This window comes from Nostoc sp. UHCC 0302 (assembly GCF_038096175.1).
Lineage (GTDB): Bacteria > Cyanobacteriota > Cyanobacteriia > Cyanobacteriales > Nostocaceae > UHCC-0302.
On sequence record NZ_CP151099.1, the window covers coordinates 650,493 to 666,516 of the forward strand.

The following is a 16,024-nucleotide window of genomic DNA, read 5'->3' on the forward strand; positions in this document are numbered from 1 at the left end:
CTTATGGCTAAGAGCCGATGAAACACCTAAAATCCCGTTCCCAAGACCTACGGAGTTTGTTTGAGAACAACATCACAATTGAATATGTGGCAGAACCCCTAAAAGCTGTGCCAGATGAAGCACAGGTAACAGAGGTGCTAGATTGGATGGTGGCACAGGATTTTGATGTTATTGGCATTGAGGCGGGAGATTCCATTAGTGGTTACGTAGAACGCTCCAGTTTGATGCAAGCAAAATCTGGCAAATGTAGCGACTATCAACGGGCGTTTCATCCTAAAGAACTGATTGCCATTTCCACCCCATTAATAAAATTACTCCCGATTTTGCAACAAACTCCCCGATTATTTGTCCTAGACTGCAATCAAGTAACTGGGATTGTTACTTGTGGAGATTTGCAGAAAGCACCTGCCCGAATGTTACTGTTTGGCTTGGTGACGCTGCTAGAAATGAATCTGTTGCGACTAGTGCGGCTTTACTATCCCCAAGATTCCTGGCAGCAAGTCCTCAAAAGAGAGCGTTTAGTAGTCGCTCAAAGGCTATGGCGAGAAAGCCAGGAAAGAAACGAAGCCACGGATTTGTTAGATTATCTGCAATTCTGCGATAAACGAGAGTTAGTTTTAAATCAACCAGAACTCCTTCAGCAACTGGGACTAAAGTCGAAGCGGTTTGGCGAGCGCTTCCTCAAATCTGCTGAACAGTTACGAAACCGATTAGCTCACGCCCAAAATTTAGTTAGTGGTTCCTCTTGGACAGAGTTGATTTCTCTAGCAGAAGCAATGGAGACGCTTTTAATTCGCTGCGAGGATGTTGAGTAAAATGATCACCCCTTCTCTTGCAAAGACCAAAGCGAACTGCTCAGACTTCTCTCAAAGTTCAAATGTAACTACTGCAACTATTGATAGTTCTGTCAAGTCTACACTTGTAGATAAATTTTAGTAGTCCCTGGCTCAATTCTTTTAATAGAGTAAAAGTTACAATCTACGTCAATATAATTTAGCTATTAACGCGGCTTTTGAAGCGCATCGCTTAACTGAGTTCCTGTATAATTGGGAACCCAACCTTCTACAGTAGCGAAATAACGTACTGCTTTGAAGTGCAACGATACGGAAGGGCTACACCAATGCTCTACTCCAGCGGGGATGTAGAGATAGTCTTGTGCGTGAACTAAAAGCTGTATCTGGCTGCCATCAGCTCGCACAAAACCATAAATCATCTCTCCGGCCAAGACGTAAATAGGTTCAGCGGTAGTGTGAGTATGGTAACGGCTATAGGTTGCTATCAATGCCTGGAGATTAGGCGAACCTGGATGCACATTCAGCAAATCACACCAGAGAGAGCCATTTTCTTGCAGGATAAATTCGAAGACGCTGTTATGAAGTTCTAAAATATAGAGCTTCTCAGAGGATGTTACAACGTCTTGGTCTATCAAGTTTGGGAAAAGGAGGGATGTTCCTGGATCGTAGTGTCTGAGTTGTATGCCTAGAAGGGCAAGTTCACGAACTATCTCGTCTAAATCACTCTCGATTGTACCGTCGTCAAGTAGTAGGGTCGCCATGACAAAAGACTAATTAACTCTTAAGAAGAGTATACTTAACTTTACCTTAATAAGCCACTTTATCCGATAGACAAACTGGTGATTCTGTTTATTTAGTGTCTTTGATCTCTTGTGGTTAATGAATTAATTTGTGTTACCACTAAGACACTAAGACACTAAGTAGAATCATTTACCAATGACAGGGATAAAAGCAGATTTTTGACTCACCTGGAAAGGACTATTTACCCTATACCCATTTTCTAGTGAGGTTTATTTATTGGAGTTTAATCACACGACGACGTAGTAGGGCGCTGATTCCTGCAATCATTCCTAAACCTAAAATAGTTCCAGGCTCTGGTACTCTGACTTTCTTTCTAGCCACTACCTTATAATCAGGGCCATCGTAATTTTCTGAGTCTTTGTTAGCTTGGCTCTTGGCTATAATTTGAATCCCACTGAGAGAATCAACACCCAATTGACTAAGGTTAACTCCCCAAGAGCCAACATCTTGAGAACTAGAAATTTCTGTGGTGTCAATTGAGTAGCCTGCATCAATTTGTTGAAATCTGGACAGTTTTAAGAATTTGCCAACTAATTTTCCACTGCTATCAATCGCTTGAACACCTAAGTCACTATTCTTGCCGCGTTCCCAAAAGAACAAGTTGTCTAACCCAGTATCATCTTTTTGAATATCGCTATCGAAAAATAGGTTAATTTTAGAAGCACCATCATCTTCTGTATCGATAAGATTATTTAAATTACGGTTACCTAATAAAGCAGTAATTTGGCTATTAGTTGGATTATTTAGCCCAGAAACAGGCACAGGAGCTGTGGCATTATCTCCTTTATCTGTACTGCCAGCTCCAGTATTATTATTACGTGGGCCAGGAGTGCTGGTATTTCCAGGTTTAACACCGATAATCGGTGTATTGGATAATATCTCGGCTGAGTTCACCAAAGAGAAATTATCAAATGTGACTTGATTCTGAGTAATAGAATCTAACCAAATATCCCCTTTTGACGTATCTTCATCTTGAGTAAAATTTGTCTTGAAATTCGCGGCTTTGGCAGATGGTGAGATAGATAAATTTGTGCCAATAGCAAAAAATGTAAAGACAATACAAGATGCAAGTTGTAATCTCATAATTTTTACCTAAAAAGCACCTGATAATCAAATACACAGTAAATATCCCACATACTTGGAGTAAATCTAATACCCCACATTCCGCTCTTTAAACTGGCACATATTCATTGAAAAAGAATTCTGAATTCTGACTTCTGAATTCTGAATTCAGTAAGAGAAATTTGTCGGCAGAATGATGCTCAATAGTACCGCTAGCGTTTAAGCTAGTACGGGTGAACTAACTTCAGCAGAGAATGTCTGACTTAATTCTGTTTTGGCATCGTCGTGATTTACGTGTTTCTGACAATACAGGGCTGGCTGCGGCAAGACGGCAGAGTCCCAGAGTCGTGGGTGTGTTTTGCCTTGATCCAAATCTACTTGAACGGGATGATATTGCGCCAGTGAGAGTGACTTACATGATTGGCTGTTTGCAGAAACTACAAGAGCGATATGCCCAAGCTGGTAGCCAACTGTTAATACTCCACGCTAATCCTGTGCAAGCGATACCAGCTTTAGCAGAGGCTTTGAAAGCCAAAGCTGTTTTTTGGAACTGGGATGTAGAACCGTATTCGCAAGAACGCGATCGCAATATTATCAATTCTCTCAAAGAAAAAGGCATTCAATTTCTTCCCCAAAATTGGGATCAAATTCTTCACTCACCAGAGGAAATCCGCACAGGTTCAAATCAGCCCTACACTGTTTACACGCCCTTCTGGAAAAATTGGAGTAGTAAACCAAAGGCTAGTCCAGTAGAAACTCTGCAAAATGCTGAAGGATTAACAGAAACTGAACAGGAAATTGCCAAGCAAGCAGGCGCAAAGACACTACCATCAGCTAAAGATTTAGGATTTATTTGGGATGGTGGACTGGTTATTCCACCAGGAGAAGCGGCGGCGCAAGCAAGGCTAGAGGAATTTACTAGTAGAGCAATCACCGAATACCAAGAACAGCGTAATTTCCCAGCTGTTGACGGAACATCGCAACTGAGTGCAGCTTTTAAATTTGGTGTAATTGGGATTCGCACTGCTTGGCAAGCCACAATAGAAGCATTAGAAAACAGCCGCAGTGAAGAAGTCAAAACTAATATTCGCACATGGCAGCAAGAACTGGCTTGGCGAGAATTTTATCAACACGCCATGTATAATTTTCCCGAATTAGCTGATGGTGCTTACCGCGAGATATTCAAAAGCTTCCCTTGGCAAACCAACGAAGAACATTTCCAAGCTTGGTGTGAAGGTAGAACTGGCTATCCCATCGTAGATGCTGCAATGCGGCAAATGAATGAAATCGGCTGGATGCATAATCGCTGCCGAATGATTGTCGCCAGTTTCCTGACTAAAGATTTGCTGATTAATCCCCAATTGGGAGAAAAATACTTTATGCAGAAGCTGATTGATGGCGATTTATCTGCCAATAATGGCGGCTGGCAATGGAGTGCTTCTAGCGGCATGGATCCCAAACCTGTACGAATTTTCAACCCAGCCAGTCAAGCGCAAAAGTTTGATCCAGATGGGGAATATATTCGGCAATGGGTATCAGAATTGCGGTCTATGGATACAGAATATTTAGTTACTGGTAAAATTTCACCTTTAGAACGCCACGCTGTTGGCTATCCTGACCCAATTGTGGATCATAAAGTACAGCAACAGCAGTTTAAATTGCGTTATCAACAGCAAAAAGGGGCAATGGCATAAAAGAGGTGGTCTTCCCTTGCCCACTGCCGCTTATTTGCATTAACTTTAACGTGAGTTTGACGGTTAGAAAAAGGTAAAAAGCTTGCTATGTAGGGATTGGCACAACTGGGCATCACAAAGGCGATCGCACTTGATTGAGTGAGAATCGGTAAAAAAGTCACAAAATTAATTTGATGGCTGGTAATCGTGCTTATACTTATTTGCCTAAAAAACTTTCAATTGATATTTCCCAAAAGTTTTACCTGTACTACCTCCTGCCATTTTTTAGCCTTGTCGAATTCATGTTAAACAACTGCCCGAATTCAATAAACGACTGCCCGAATTCAATAAACGACTGCCCGAATTCAATAAACGACTGCCCGAATTCAATAAACGACTGCCCGAATTCAATAAACAACTGCCCGAATTCAATAAACGACTGCCCGAATTCAATAAATGACTGCCCGAATTCAATAAACGACTGCCCGAATTCAATAAACGACTGCCTAAATTCAATAAACGACTGCCCGAATTCAATAAACGACTGATTGATATTTACCCAAAAGATTTGCCTGCATTACTTCCTGCCGTTTTCTAATCGTCGAACTCACGTAACTTTAAAGTGAAATGGTATTAGCGCCCGATTTCGACATCTTCGAGGATGCCGAGTGCGTCGGGGATGAGAACGGCTGCGGAGTAGTAGGCGGTGACAAGGTAAGACATGATTGCCTTTTCGCTGATACCCATGAAGCGAACGGACAGACTCGGTTGGTATTCATCGGGGATACCCGTTTGATGTAGACCGATCACGCCTTGGTCTTCCTCACCAGTGCGGAGTATCAAGATAGAACTAGTCTGGTTCTTGGTAATTGGGATCTTGTTACAAGGAAAAATTGGTACATTGCGCCATGTGATTATCTTACTCCCATCCATATCAATAGTTGATGGATAGATGCCCCGACGGTTGCACTCCCGACCAAAGGCTGCAATAGTACGGGGGTGAGCCAGGAAAAACTTCGACTTCCGCCGACGGGTGACCAGTTCATCAAGGTCATCAGGAGTAGGGGGGCCGCTACGGGTGTAGATGCGCTGTTTGAGATCGGCGTTGTGTAGCAAGCCAAATTCGCGATTGTTGATCAACTCGTACTCTTGACGTTCCCGCAACGCCTCGATAGTCAGCCGCAGTTGTTCTTGTGTCTGGTCGAACGGTTCATTGTATAGATCCGCAACGCGATTATTTACACGCAACACAGTCTGAGCAATGCTTAATTGATATTCGCGGGGTGAGAGTTCGTAGTCAACAAATGTTCCCGGTAACACTGTCTCTGTGCTATGACCGACTGACAGGGCGATCGCAGCTTCTCCATACTTATTTTGTGGAAGTTCTGCGCGATTCCGAAACTGCTCAACCTGCGACTGTAACGCCTGCGACTGATTGAGGAGTTCCCCAAATGCCTGTTGTGGTAGCGCCAATACTGTGCATTGGGTCACAGCTTGGATTGTGAACTTCCAAGTACTTTCTGACTGCACCAACACCTGCTCGCCAAAATAATCACCGTCAGCCAGCATATCCAACAGAGGCTGCTCGTCATACTTGCCAACACCAATCTTGTTTACCTTGCCATGTGCGATTAAAAAAAGCTGATTGGCTGGCTGACCTGACTGCACTATAATTTCACCAGGTGCGAACTCCTGCTGAACAAACCTACCCGCTAACGCAGTCAATACCTCGGTGTCGTCAAAGCCTCGCAACAATGGCAACTCACCAAGTTCCTGGGGAATTACCTGCACCTCAGCTCCAACGTTAGAGAAACTCAACCGCCCATCACCCACGGTATAGGTCAACCGACGGTTGACTCTATAGGTGCCACCCTTTGTCTGCACCCACGGCAACATCTTCAACAACCACCGCGAGGTAATTTCCTGCGTCTGCGGTGCAGATTTAGTTGTTTTGGACAAATTACGCGCAGCATCTTTACTCAAACTCAGTTGAGGTTGCCCACCCTCAACATTTAAGTTCGATTCAATAAAATCCGTCATCACCTCATCCTCTAGTTACTAAGTAAAAATGTGTCAACTGGCACATATACTTCAATTGCAACTGACAGCCTTTTGCAGGTAAATAGACCACGCAGTAGGGGTACAGCATTGCTGTACCGAATGGCACTAAGTTAAGCGTAAACCCTTTATATAACTGGATGAGAGGGTGTGGGGTTGCAGGTTTGGGAAATGAAGAAAATGTTGAACTCCTTGACGCAACTAAAGTTTAATTGTCTTAAACACTACACCCTACCCCCTACCCCCAACACCCTGCCAAGCGCGAGGTTTCACGTTTTCAAGCGTGACATTCATTGCTGTACCCTTACCAATATCTGTGGTTCAATTAACTGAAAGTTGCTTGCTTGTAAGCTCTGATTTATCAGTCTTAGATGCCAGTTGCGTAAGTTCTGTCACAAATATTTAGCGCCCGATTTCGACATCTTCGAGGATGCCGAGTGCATCAGGGACGAGGACGGCTGTGGAATAGTAGGCGGTAACGAGGTAAGAGATGATCGCCTTTTCGTCGATGCCCATAAAGCGGACAGATAGACTGGGTTGGTATTCATCGGGGATACCGGTTTGATGTAAGCCGATCACCCCTTGTTTTTCCAGACCTGTACGGAGCAAAAGGATAGAACTGGTGCGGTTATTGGTGATGGGGATTTTGCTGGAAGGAAAGATGGGTACGCCGCGCCAAGCTGTAACCTGAACGCCGTTTATATCTATACTATTTGGATAGACACCTAGGCGGTTGGCCTCCCGACCGAAAGCAGCGATCGTCCGGGGGTGGGCTAGGAAGAATGTTGGCTCCTTCCATACTGTAGCCAACAACTCGTCGAGGTCGTCAGGTGTGGGTGCGCCAGTGCGGCTATAGATGCGCTGTTTGAGATCAGCATTGTGCAGTAAGCCGAATTCGCGGTTGTTGAGTAATTCGTGTTCTTGACGTTCCCGTAATGACTCGATAGTCAGCCGCAGTTGTTCTTCTGTCTGGTTGTACGGTTCATTGTATAGGTCGGCGACACGGGTACTTACTCGCAATACCGTTTGGGCGATGCTCAACTCATATTCACGGGGTCTAAGTTCGTAATCGGCGAAGGTTCCCGCTAAGGTCGTTTCTTGGGGATGATCGGCTGTTAGCTCAATGGCGGCTTCACCCTCGGCATTCTTTGGTCGGTTGAGGCGATCGCGGAACCGATCGACATGAGCTTGCAATGCGTCGGACTGAGCGATCCGCCTCTCAAACGCCTGTTGAGGGAGCGACAAAACTATGGTTCTGGTAATCGCCTTCAGGGTGTACTGCCAGGTGTCCTCGGATCGCACCACAGTTTCATCGCCGAAATGGTCGCCGTCGGCTAGTACATCGTAGACGATCTGCTCGCCATACTTGCCAAGACCAATCTTGTTCACCTTCCCACGAGCAATTAGAATCACGCGATCAGCTGGCTGACCAATCTCAACAATCACATCGTCTGGGGCGTACTCCTGCTGCTCAAACTGGTTTGCCAAGTCGGTCAACACGCCAACGTCCTCAAACCCCCGCAGCAATGGCAATTCAGTAAGTTCTTGGGGAATTACCTGCACCGTCGCTCCGGTGTTGGTGAAAGTCACCCGCCCATCACCCACGGTATAACTTAACCGACGGTTGACTCGAAAGGCGCCACCCTTTGTCTGCACCCACGGCAACAGCTTCAACAACCATCGGGACGTAATTTCCTGCGTCTGCGGTGCAGATTTGGCCGTTGTCGCCAAATTACGCGCCGCTGCTGTACTCAAACTTAGTTGTGGCTGCCGATCTTCAACATTCAAATTGGGGTCGTTAGAATACGTCACAACTTAATCCTCCACTTTTTAGTTACTAGAAAAAAAATCAAACCTTACCTGATGACTCCTCAGCAAGGAACTCAAAGCCGCAAAATTTATCAAAACAGCGATATTGGCGTCAGTCGTGACTCAGTACTTTTGATCGAGTACCGAACTTAGACCCGATGTACTGACCAACGATCTAATACGTGCAGCTGATGTGCCTAGTCCTGTGGGGCCCCTCAGCAGCCGCCCTTCTGCCGAACTATTACGCAATTCAAATTCCTTATAGCGATCCACCGCTATATGCCACTTGAGGACACCGCACATCCACTGCTGTAGTTTTTCGACGTATCCGTACAATTTGTCGCGAGTACTTGCATCCAGGTCAAAATCATCGAAAAGGGCTGGCAGTTCGGTGGCCACGATGTGTTGAAACTGAAGCGCCCGACAGGTCATCAAATTGTTGACAACCTCAACAGCCTGCGGCAAATCGCAGTTGAGGAATTGCTGAACGACCAGCACACCGTTATTAAGTTCGCCCTCGAATTCTATTTCTTTCTGGTAAGAGAAGATGTCGTTAGTTAAACAGGCGAAGTCGGCGGCTGAATTGTCCAGTTGGCGCATTGATCGGGTGCGGTAGATATCCTGTGGGATCTCGTCGCCCTGAGCTAGTCGAGACAGGCTCATCGTCAAATCCGAACCAAATGTCTTACGGCGCATCTCAACATAATCTATTGGGTCTGGAATCCGATTTTGGATCTGGTTGGCGAGTTCCCATAACCAGCTTTCGGTCATATCCGCGATCGCACCGCGGAACTGACGCCGCGCGTTTGCAGACATGGGGCCAGCTGTGCGAGACCACAGATCAGCCAAGCCGCGTTCCACTGGGTTGGTCGGGTCTGGGATGGGGCTGGAATCAAGAGGCATGAACGCCAACAGTCGGGCGTTGAACACTTTCGCACCCGCCATGTTGCGGCTGTGTCCGTAGAGCGCTGGGAAGTAATCGTCGGCATAGGTTCCCCAGACAAGCCAGCACGCCGTTATATTTAGCTCCGAACTGGACGCATTCGGATGGATCAACGCACCACATAAAGCCACGTCAGCAACATCAAACTTGTGGTCATCCCAGATGACGGCATCAGGAATGCCAGGTAGTGAGTCTAGCATCCCCATCTGACGCGCCCATTCCTTGGAATGCTGCCGCGCCGTATTTAGATGGGGATTCAAGCTTGTAGTGAACGGCATATAGAACTTCGGCAGTGTCACTGCCCCCACAGGCTTGTATGGAACGTGGGTGAAACTTTTAAACCTTCCCAAACCGAAGGCGGCGTATAACGATCCAATACGTGCAGCCGATGTACCCAACCCAGTGGGGCCGCCCAGAAGTTGCGTTGGTGTTGAAGAATTATCTCCTCCTTTGTTCATGTAGCGGCTCGACCTCATGTGCCACTCATGACCGCCTGACTGCCAGTCTTGAAGTCCTTTGATGTATAACAGAACGTTTATGCGAGCCACTGGGTCTAGCCCATGCTCTTCAAAAAGTGGGGGCAGTTCGGTGATGGCGGTGTTGTCAAACTGCTGTAGCCGCGAAGTCAGCAGTTCGTTGGTGAGGTTGGCTGCCTCCTGGGTACTCACATTTAGGAATCGCTCAAAGACCAACACACAGTTGGCATTCTCGCCTTCATCCTCCACTTCTCTCTGGTAGGAGAACAAGTCGTTACGAAGATGTACTCCGTCAGAAAATGTGTCTTTGAGTACACGCATTGGCCGAGTGGCGGCGATTTCAGCTGGGATCTCAACAAACGCGGCATGTTCGACGAGATTGGCTGACCACGGTGCGCCACCAACCTTACGGCGCATCTCGATATACTCAATGGGGTTAGCGATCCGATTTTGGTTAATATTGGCGAGTTCCCAAAGAGATTCTTCCAGGAGGTTCTTGGTACTCTCGAAGAACCGAAGCCGCCAGTCCGCAGACTTGGTGAACGCAGTGCGAGACCACAAATCAGCCAAGCCGCGCTCTACTGGATTGGTCGGTACAAGGGGAGTGCTAGCGGGGTGGATTGGCATGAATGCCGGCAGTCGGTTGAGGTACTCCTTTGCCCCAGCCATGTCTTGGGTGCGCTTATAGATTTCAAGGAAGTGATCGTCGAAGAAGAACACCCAAACATACCAGTCAGTCACTAGGTCAAGCTCCGTCCCTGGTGCATCTGGATGGGTATACGAACAAAGCAAAGCGTAATCGTGGGCATCGAATGTGCGTTCGTCCCAGATAATCGAGCTTTCCGCTTCCTCTTCTGAGCCAAGTATCCCCATCTGATAAGCCCATGCTTTGGAATGCGATCGCGCCGTTTCTAGATTGGGGTTCAGCCGTGCTGGCCAAGGCATATAAAATTCCGGCAGTTCAAAGGGTTGCATGAGCTGCGCGTAACCTCCTCTGTGCTTTTTGCTGTCTTTATTTCATAGCTGAGCTAAGCACCATTCCAGTTCATGAGATCCTTGCCACCCTTGCTAGTTACCTACATCTGGTTTGCTCGTGGTGGCTGGTGTCAAGACGATAATAGAAGATGCTTCTAATCCAAATAACAGCTATGTATGTTTTATTTGAAGTTCCTTATACTGAAAGATAAGTCAGGACTTAATTTCTAACTATTGGCAGATGAATTTTTATGGATTTACTATCGTGTTCTCCTAACTTTTCATAGTTATAGAAAAAAAGCAATCCATAGACTAAAGCAGATAAGCAAACAATCGAATAACTAATTAAGTAATTAGTAGACAATTAAGACATTTAAGACAGTTAAGCAGAGAGTTAAATCAAAAATTGAAGACAGTTAAGACAGTTAAGACAGTTAAACAAATAGTTAAAAGATTTAAGATGGTTATTAAACATTAATTACTAATTATTATTTTTTGCAACTAATATCGATTAAAAGGAAACTTGTTGTCGTTAATAAGTTACGCATTGCATAAATACGAGATCATTCAGATAGATACGAGTATTTTTCTATACCCTAAGTAATGGCGTTGGGTGCTATGGTATTTGACCGCACGCTAGTCGAGGATGAAATGCAAGCAGAGAGAAGCTTTGGAGGTGGAGAGAAGTCTGAGCAGAGGTTTCCTCTGCTCAGAACTTCGGGGTTTTGCTGTGTACGCTTAGTATTGCTTAGGCCATTACCATACCGCCATCAACATTAAAGACCTGTCCGGTGATGTAGGCGGCGGCAGGATCTGCGGCAAGAAATCTTACCATACCAGCGACTTCTTCTGGCTGACCAAAGCGATTTAAAGGGATGTATTTCAAAATATCTTCGGTGTTGTTGAGGTCGCTTGTCATGTCAGTGGCGATGAAACCAGGGGCGACGGCGTTTACGGTAATTCCACGAGAAGCAAGTTCTTTTGCTACAGATTTAGTAAAACCAATTACACCTGCTTTGGCGGCACTGTAGTTTGCCTGACCTGGATTGCCCATTTGCCCAGCGACGGAGGCAATATTGATAATTCGCCCCGAACGCTGCTTGAGCATGATTTTACTAGCCCCACGTGTACACAAGAAAACGCCAGTGAGATTGAGGTCAATTACAGCTTGCCACTCTTCTGGTTTCATCCGCAATAACAGTGTGTCGCGGGTAATACCTGCGTTGTTTACCAAAATATCGATGCGTTTGAACTTGTCTATGACTGTGTTAATGAGTGAGTCTACTTGATCGATTTTAGAAACGTCTGCTTGTAAGGCGATCGCTTGACCTCCTCCTGCTGTAATTTCTGAAACTAACGTCTCTGCTGCGGCACTAGAACTAGCATAATTGACAATTACATTGGCTCCTTGTGTAGCTAATTCAAGTGCGATCGCTCTCCCAATTCCTCGCGAAGCACCCGTGACAATTGCTACTTTTCCCTGCAAGCGTTGCAAATTTTCACTCAAGACTTCCATGAAATATTCCTCAACATTTTGAATCACCGCGCTAATTATCTTATGGTGATTCGGATCTACAACTTATAGGATTTTGCAGAAAGTTTTCAGTAGTGCTGAGTTGGAAGTCTTGGTTCACTGAAGTTTTGTTAACGTCAAGTCCTCCCTTGCATAGCTACGCTTCCCGCATAGCTCCTCTGAAACAGGCTCGGCAGAAGTTGTAATATACCCCTACTGTTAAAGAAACTCGTTTTTTTAATTTAAATCCTCAGCAATAATCATAGAACTCTAAATAAGCCATCTATAACTTTTGGATTGGAGGCAAGAATGACAAACAATAAAAATAAAATGATGTTACACCGATTCTAGATAGCAAGCATTACTATTGAAATCAAACAATAGAAAATCGGTGTGTGTTATATGGCAACTAAAAAGCAATTTGACAGCTTTGAAGAGATGCTATCTGCTTCTGATGTACCTGTATTAGTAGATTTTTACGCTGACTGGTGTGGCCCTTGTCAAATGATGGTGCCAATTTTAGAGCAAGTCAATGCCCAACTTAAAGATCGTCTCCGTATAGTTAAAATTGATACTGAAAAGTACGGGACATTGGCAACTCAATATCAAATTAATGCCTTGCCAACGTTGATGCTGTTTAAGCAGGGTAAACCTGTGGATAAAATTGAGGGTGTGAGGCAAGCAGCGCAGTTGGTGGAATATCTACAAACGAAAATTTAACCTACATCTACATATAGAACTTGGATTTTGCTTCCAAGAGATGCGAAATTTGAGTTTAGTGCTACAAACAGAAGTTGGAGAGGTAGAAACTACTCCAACTTCGGCTTTCTTCCTCTACGAGAAGCGTAGCTATATCCGGCTCTCACAAGTTCACTTAGGTACAAGTGTTGGCAAATAAAATATTAAACTAATCTTAAGTATATATATTTATACGTCTTAAGAAAGTAGCTTATAAATTGATAATAGTGGCATTGTATAGATATCATAAATTATCTTGACTAGTGGGGCAAGCTATGCAAAAAAAGCAGAAAACGCCTGACAGAGATGTCATTTGGACACAGATTGACTTTAATAAAGTTAAAAATAGAATAAATGAAGTGACTAGCCAGATTGAGAGGGTTATAAAAAAGTACAAGGTTCCCAATGAATCTGGTAGCTCAGATAAAAGAAAAAATTAAGCTACTTGTGGGGCGATCGCTCCTCATTTTTTTTGTTCAAGAACGCCTGACATTTAAACAACACCATTCTTTTCTTTTCCACAGAGTAGCAACGACCCAATCATGTTTTTCTAAAGCATCAGCCACAGCTTTGGATTGATCAAGTAAAATTCCGCTAAATATAGCCCAAGTAGTTGGTTTGGCGATCGCAGTGATTTCTGGAATCAATTCAATAATCACATGAGCTAAAATATTGCAAACGATGCCGTCTACTGGGTTCTCAAGAAGTTTTGTCAAAACATCTACACTTCCCAGGGCTGGTTCTAAACGTTCGGCGCTAATGTCGTTGAGTGTGCGATTGCTGATAGTTGATTGCACTGCCAAAGGATCATTATCCACTGCATAGACTTTCTCGGCTCCTAGTAGCACCGCACCAATCGAAAGAATACCAGAGCCACAGCCAATATCCGCGATTACTAGACGTTCTTGTTTCTCGCTCTTATCCCCAAAAAGTGGGGGTAGTCCATTCAAGCGCATTTCCAAGGATTCTAAACATAGCTGAGTGGTGGCATGAGTTCCAGTACCAAAAGCTACACCAGGGTCGAGACGGATGACTAACCGATCTGATGCTTCTGGTAACGGTAACCACGCGGGGTTGATCAAAAAGCGATCGCCTATTTCCTGGGGATGCCAATATTGCTTCCAGCTAGTCGCCCAATCTTCTTCATCAATCAAATCCCAGTGCAGTGTAGGGGCTGAGAGTCCTACACACAGAGCATCTTGTCGCAACCACAGAGATAGCGCTGCTAAATCTAATAACTGCGCTTGAAATTGTGGCAGGTAAGCCTTCACCTGAGCAGAATTTCCTTTGCTTTCGCTAGCTGTGCCACGACAGCCAAAATTTTCCAGTCGCCAAAAGATAGAATCTTCTAGGTCTGGCTCACATAAAATCTTGAGTTCCCACCAAGTGTTTGTCATCTTTCAGTGCTGAGTGCTGAGTGCTGAGTGCTGAGTGCTGAGTGCTGAGTTTAAAAGAGTTAAGAGTTAAGAGTTAAGAGTTTTCATGTTTAACTTCTAACTCCTCACTACTCACTCTTAACTTTTCTTCACTCAGCACTCACTACTCAGCACTCAGCACTCATAGAGTTACTGTGTACGCATCCCGGATTCCCGGTACTTTGATAATCTCAGCCAAAATGCCATCGGGTAAGGGATCATCAATGCTAAGAGCCATCACCGCGTCACCACGGACGATTTTGCGCCCTACCTGCATACTGGCTATATTGACATTAAAACTGCCGAGTAGCGAACCGAGTTTGCCGATAATGCCTGGCATATCGCGGTGTAGGGTAAACAGCATATATTTGCTGGGAGGAACGTTAATTGGGAAACCATCAACGTCGGTGAGATGGATTTCTCGTTCACCCAACAAAGCACCTGTGACAGAATGTGTACCTAATGTACCTGTGGCTTCTAGATGCAGCGAGCCTGCATAGTCTCTAACTGAGGCATCGCGGGTTTCAATTACGCGAATTCCCCTTTCTTTAGCTTCTATGCTGGCATTAACGTAATTTACCCGTTCCCGGAGAGCTTGGTAAAGTAGTCCTTTGAGGGATGCTACAACCAAAGGCTGACTTTTGTTAGTTGCGAGTTCGCCTTGCATTCGGACATTCAGCGTTTCCACCCGTCCGCCAGCTAGTTGTCCGACGAGATTACCGAGAGTTTCTGCTAGCTGCATATAGGGTTTGAGTTCTTCCAAGACATCGGGACCGAGTCCGGGAATATTCACTGCTGAACGCGCTGGGAGTCCTAAAAGGACATCACGGATTTGTTCAGCAACGTCAATTGCTACGTTTACTTGGGCTTCTGTGGTGGAGGCTCCCAAATGGGGCGTGAGGATAACTTCTTTGCCTAGCGATCGCAACTCAGACTCACCCAGCGGTTCTGACTCGAACACATCCAAAGCTGCACCTGCAATTTTACCTGCTTTGAGAGCTTCTGCTAAAGCTTTTTCCTCAATTATCCCACCACGAGCGCAGTTCACAATCCGAGCATTGGGTTTCATCTTCCCCAGAGTGACGGCGTTGATTAAGTGTGTGGTTTCGGGGGTTTTGGGTATGTGTAGTGTAATATAATCTGCTTGCTGGAATAGCAAATCTAGTTCTACCAACTGACAGCCAATTTGCTCGGCTCGCTCTGTGGAGATAAAAGGATCATAAGCTAGCAGTTTCATTCCCATTGCCTTAGCTACAGCGGCAACATGAGAACCAATTTTACCCAAGCCGACAATACCGAGAGTTTTTTTGTAAACTTCCGCGCCGATAAAGCTATTGCGATCCCATGCACCACGTTTTACCGAAGCGTTAGCATCGGGGATGTGACGAGACAAAGCCAAAATCATTGCCAGCGCGTGTTCGGCGGCGGCGATCGTGTTTCCTTCTGGAGAATTTACTACTACAATTCCTCGGCGTGTAGCTGCGGGAACATCCACATTATCAACACCCACACCAGCACGCCCAATAATTTTTAGCTGCGTACCAGCATCAATAATTTCTTGGGTGACGCGCGTTCCTGAACGAATCATCAACGCGTCGTAATCACCAATAATTGCCACCAGTTGGTCTGGTTTTAGACCTATTTTGACATCTACAGTGGCGACTTGAGAAAGAATGTCAATTCCAGCTTGGTCAATAGAATCGGAGACAAGAACCTTAGACATGATTACTTCATTTTAAGCTACAGGTTTGGCTGCACAAGAATTTT

The 16,024-nt window shown here is 45.2% G+C and carries 15 protein-coding genes; 6 read left to right on the top strand and 9 right to left on the bottom strand.

The window, feature by feature from the left end; translation table 11 throughout:
* The first annotated feature begins 17 nt into the window (after positions 1-17).
* Positions 18-815, top strand: a complete 798-nt coding sequence (locus WKK05_RS02625) for a hypothetical protein (RefSeq protein WP_341528260.1) — start codon at positions 18-20, stop codon at positions 813-815.
* A gap of 185 nt (positions 816-1,000) precedes the next feature.
* Here WKK05_RS02625 and WKK05_RS02630 read toward each other — a convergent pair whose 3' ends face one another.
* A complete protein-coding gene (locus WKK05_RS02630) occupies positions 1,001-1,555 on the bottom strand; it encodes an acireductone dioxygenase (protein WP_341528261.1) in 555 nt (184 codons plus the stop codon).
* A 253-nt stretch (positions 1,556-1,808) separates the two neighbouring features.
* Positions 1,809-2,678, bottom strand: a complete 870-nt coding sequence (locus WKK05_RS02635; RefSeq protein WP_341528262.1) for an exosortase-dependent surface protein XDP2 — start codon at positions 2,676-2,678, stop codon at positions 1,809-1,811.
* Positions 2,679-2,911: 233 nt separating this feature from the next.
* Here WKK05_RS02635 and WKK05_RS02640 point away from each other — a divergent pair, with 233 nt between their 5' ends.
* Positions 2,912-4,351, top strand: a complete 1,440-nt coding sequence (locus WKK05_RS02640; RefSeq protein ID WP_341528263.1) for a deoxyribodipyrimidine photo-lyase, 8-HDF type — start codon at positions 2,912-2,914, stop codon at positions 4,349-4,351.
* On the opposite strand, the gene WKK05_RS02645 is transcribed toward WKK05_RS02640, so the two are convergent.
* Entirely contained in the window at positions 4,324-4,512 is a 189-nt protein-coding gene (locus tag WKK05_RS02645; protein ID WP_341528264.1) for a hypothetical protein, read from the bottom strand. The two genes, WKK05_RS02640 and WKK05_RS02645, sit on opposite strands and share 28 nt — an antisense overlap.
* A 12-nt stretch (positions 4,513-4,524) precedes the next feature.
* On the opposite strand from WKK05_RS02645, the gene WKK05_RS02650 reads away from it, so the two are divergent.
* Positions 4,525-4,878, top strand: coding sequence for a hypothetical protein (locus WKK05_RS02650; RefSeq protein WP_341528265.1), 354 nt, complete (start codon positions 4,525-4,527; stop codon positions 4,876-4,878).
* An 85-nt stretch (positions 4,879-4,963) separates the two neighbouring features.
* Here the strand turns inward: WKK05_RS02650 and WKK05_RS02655 are convergent, their stop codons facing one another.
* From WKK05_RS02655 to fabG, 4 genes are all read right to left on the bottom strand, one after another.
* A complete protein-coding gene (locus tag WKK05_RS02655) occupies positions 4,964-6,370 on the bottom strand; it encodes a family 2B encapsulin nanocompartment shell protein (RefSeq protein WP_341528266.1) in 1,407 nt (468 codons plus the stop codon).
* A 420-nt stretch (positions 6,371-6,790) separates the two neighbouring features.
* Positions 6,791-8,200: a family 2B encapsulin nanocompartment shell protein gene (locus WKK05_RS02660; protein ID WP_341528267.1), complete on the bottom strand. Its 1,410-nt coding sequence runs from the start codon at positions 8,198-8,200 to the stop codon at positions 6,791-6,793.
* A 120-nt stretch (positions 8,201-8,320) separates the two neighbouring features.
* Positions 8,321-10,591 carry a family 2 encapsulin nanocompartment cargo protein terpene cyclase gene (locus WKK05_RS02665; RefSeq protein ID WP_341528268.1) on the bottom strand — a complete coding sequence of 757 codons (2,271 nt, stop codon included), beginning with the start codon at positions 10,589-10,591 and terminating at the stop codon, positions 8,321-8,323.
* A gap of 748 nt (positions 10,592-11,339) precedes the next feature.
* Positions 11,340-12,107, bottom strand: a complete 768-nt coding sequence (gene fabG / locus WKK05_RS02670; RefSeq protein ID WP_341528269.1) for a 3-oxoacyl-[acyl-carrier-protein] reductase — start codon at positions 12,105-12,107, stop codon at positions 11,340-11,342.
* Between the two features lie 399 nt (positions 12,108-12,506).
* Here fabG and trxA point away from each other — a divergent pair, with 399 nt between their 5' ends.
* From trxA to WKK05_RS02685, 3 genes are all read left to right on the top strand, one after another.
* Positions 12,507-12,824, top strand: coding sequence for a thioredoxin (trxA, locus tag WKK05_RS02675; protein WP_341528270.1), 318 nt, complete (start codon positions 12,507-12,509; stop codon positions 12,822-12,824).
* A 40-nt stretch (positions 12,825-12,864) separates the two neighbouring features.
* Positions 12,865-13,002: a hypothetical protein gene (locus WKK05_RS02680; protein ID WP_341528271.1), complete on the top strand. Its 138-nt coding sequence runs from the start codon at positions 12,865-12,867 to the stop codon at positions 13,000-13,002.
* A gap of 103 nt (positions 13,003-13,105) precedes the next feature.
* Complete coding sequence (locus WKK05_RS02685; RefSeq protein WP_341528272.1) at positions 13,106-13,282, top strand: hypothetical protein; 177 nt, start codon at positions 13,106-13,108, stop codon at positions 13,280-13,282.
* 36 nt (positions 13,283-13,318) lie between these two features.
* On the opposite strand, the gene prmA is transcribed toward WKK05_RS02685, so the two are convergent.
* Both prmA and serA read right to left on the bottom strand, forming a co-directional pair.
* The gene (prmA, locus tag WKK05_RS02690) at positions 13,319-14,239 is read right to left on the bottom strand and encodes a 50S ribosomal protein L11 methyltransferase (RefSeq protein ID WP_341528273.1); all 921 of its coding nucleotides are present in this window, start codon (positions 14,237-14,239) and stop codon (positions 13,319-13,321) included.
* 160 nt (positions 14,240-14,399) lie between these two features.
* Positions 14,400-15,980 (bottom strand): phosphoglycerate dehydrogenase, encoded by a 1,581-nt coding sequence (serA, locus tag WKK05_RS02695; RefSeq protein WP_341528274.1) that lies wholly within the window; start codon positions 15,978-15,980, stop codon positions 14,400-14,402.
* Positions 15,981-16,024 lie beyond the last annotated feature (44 nt).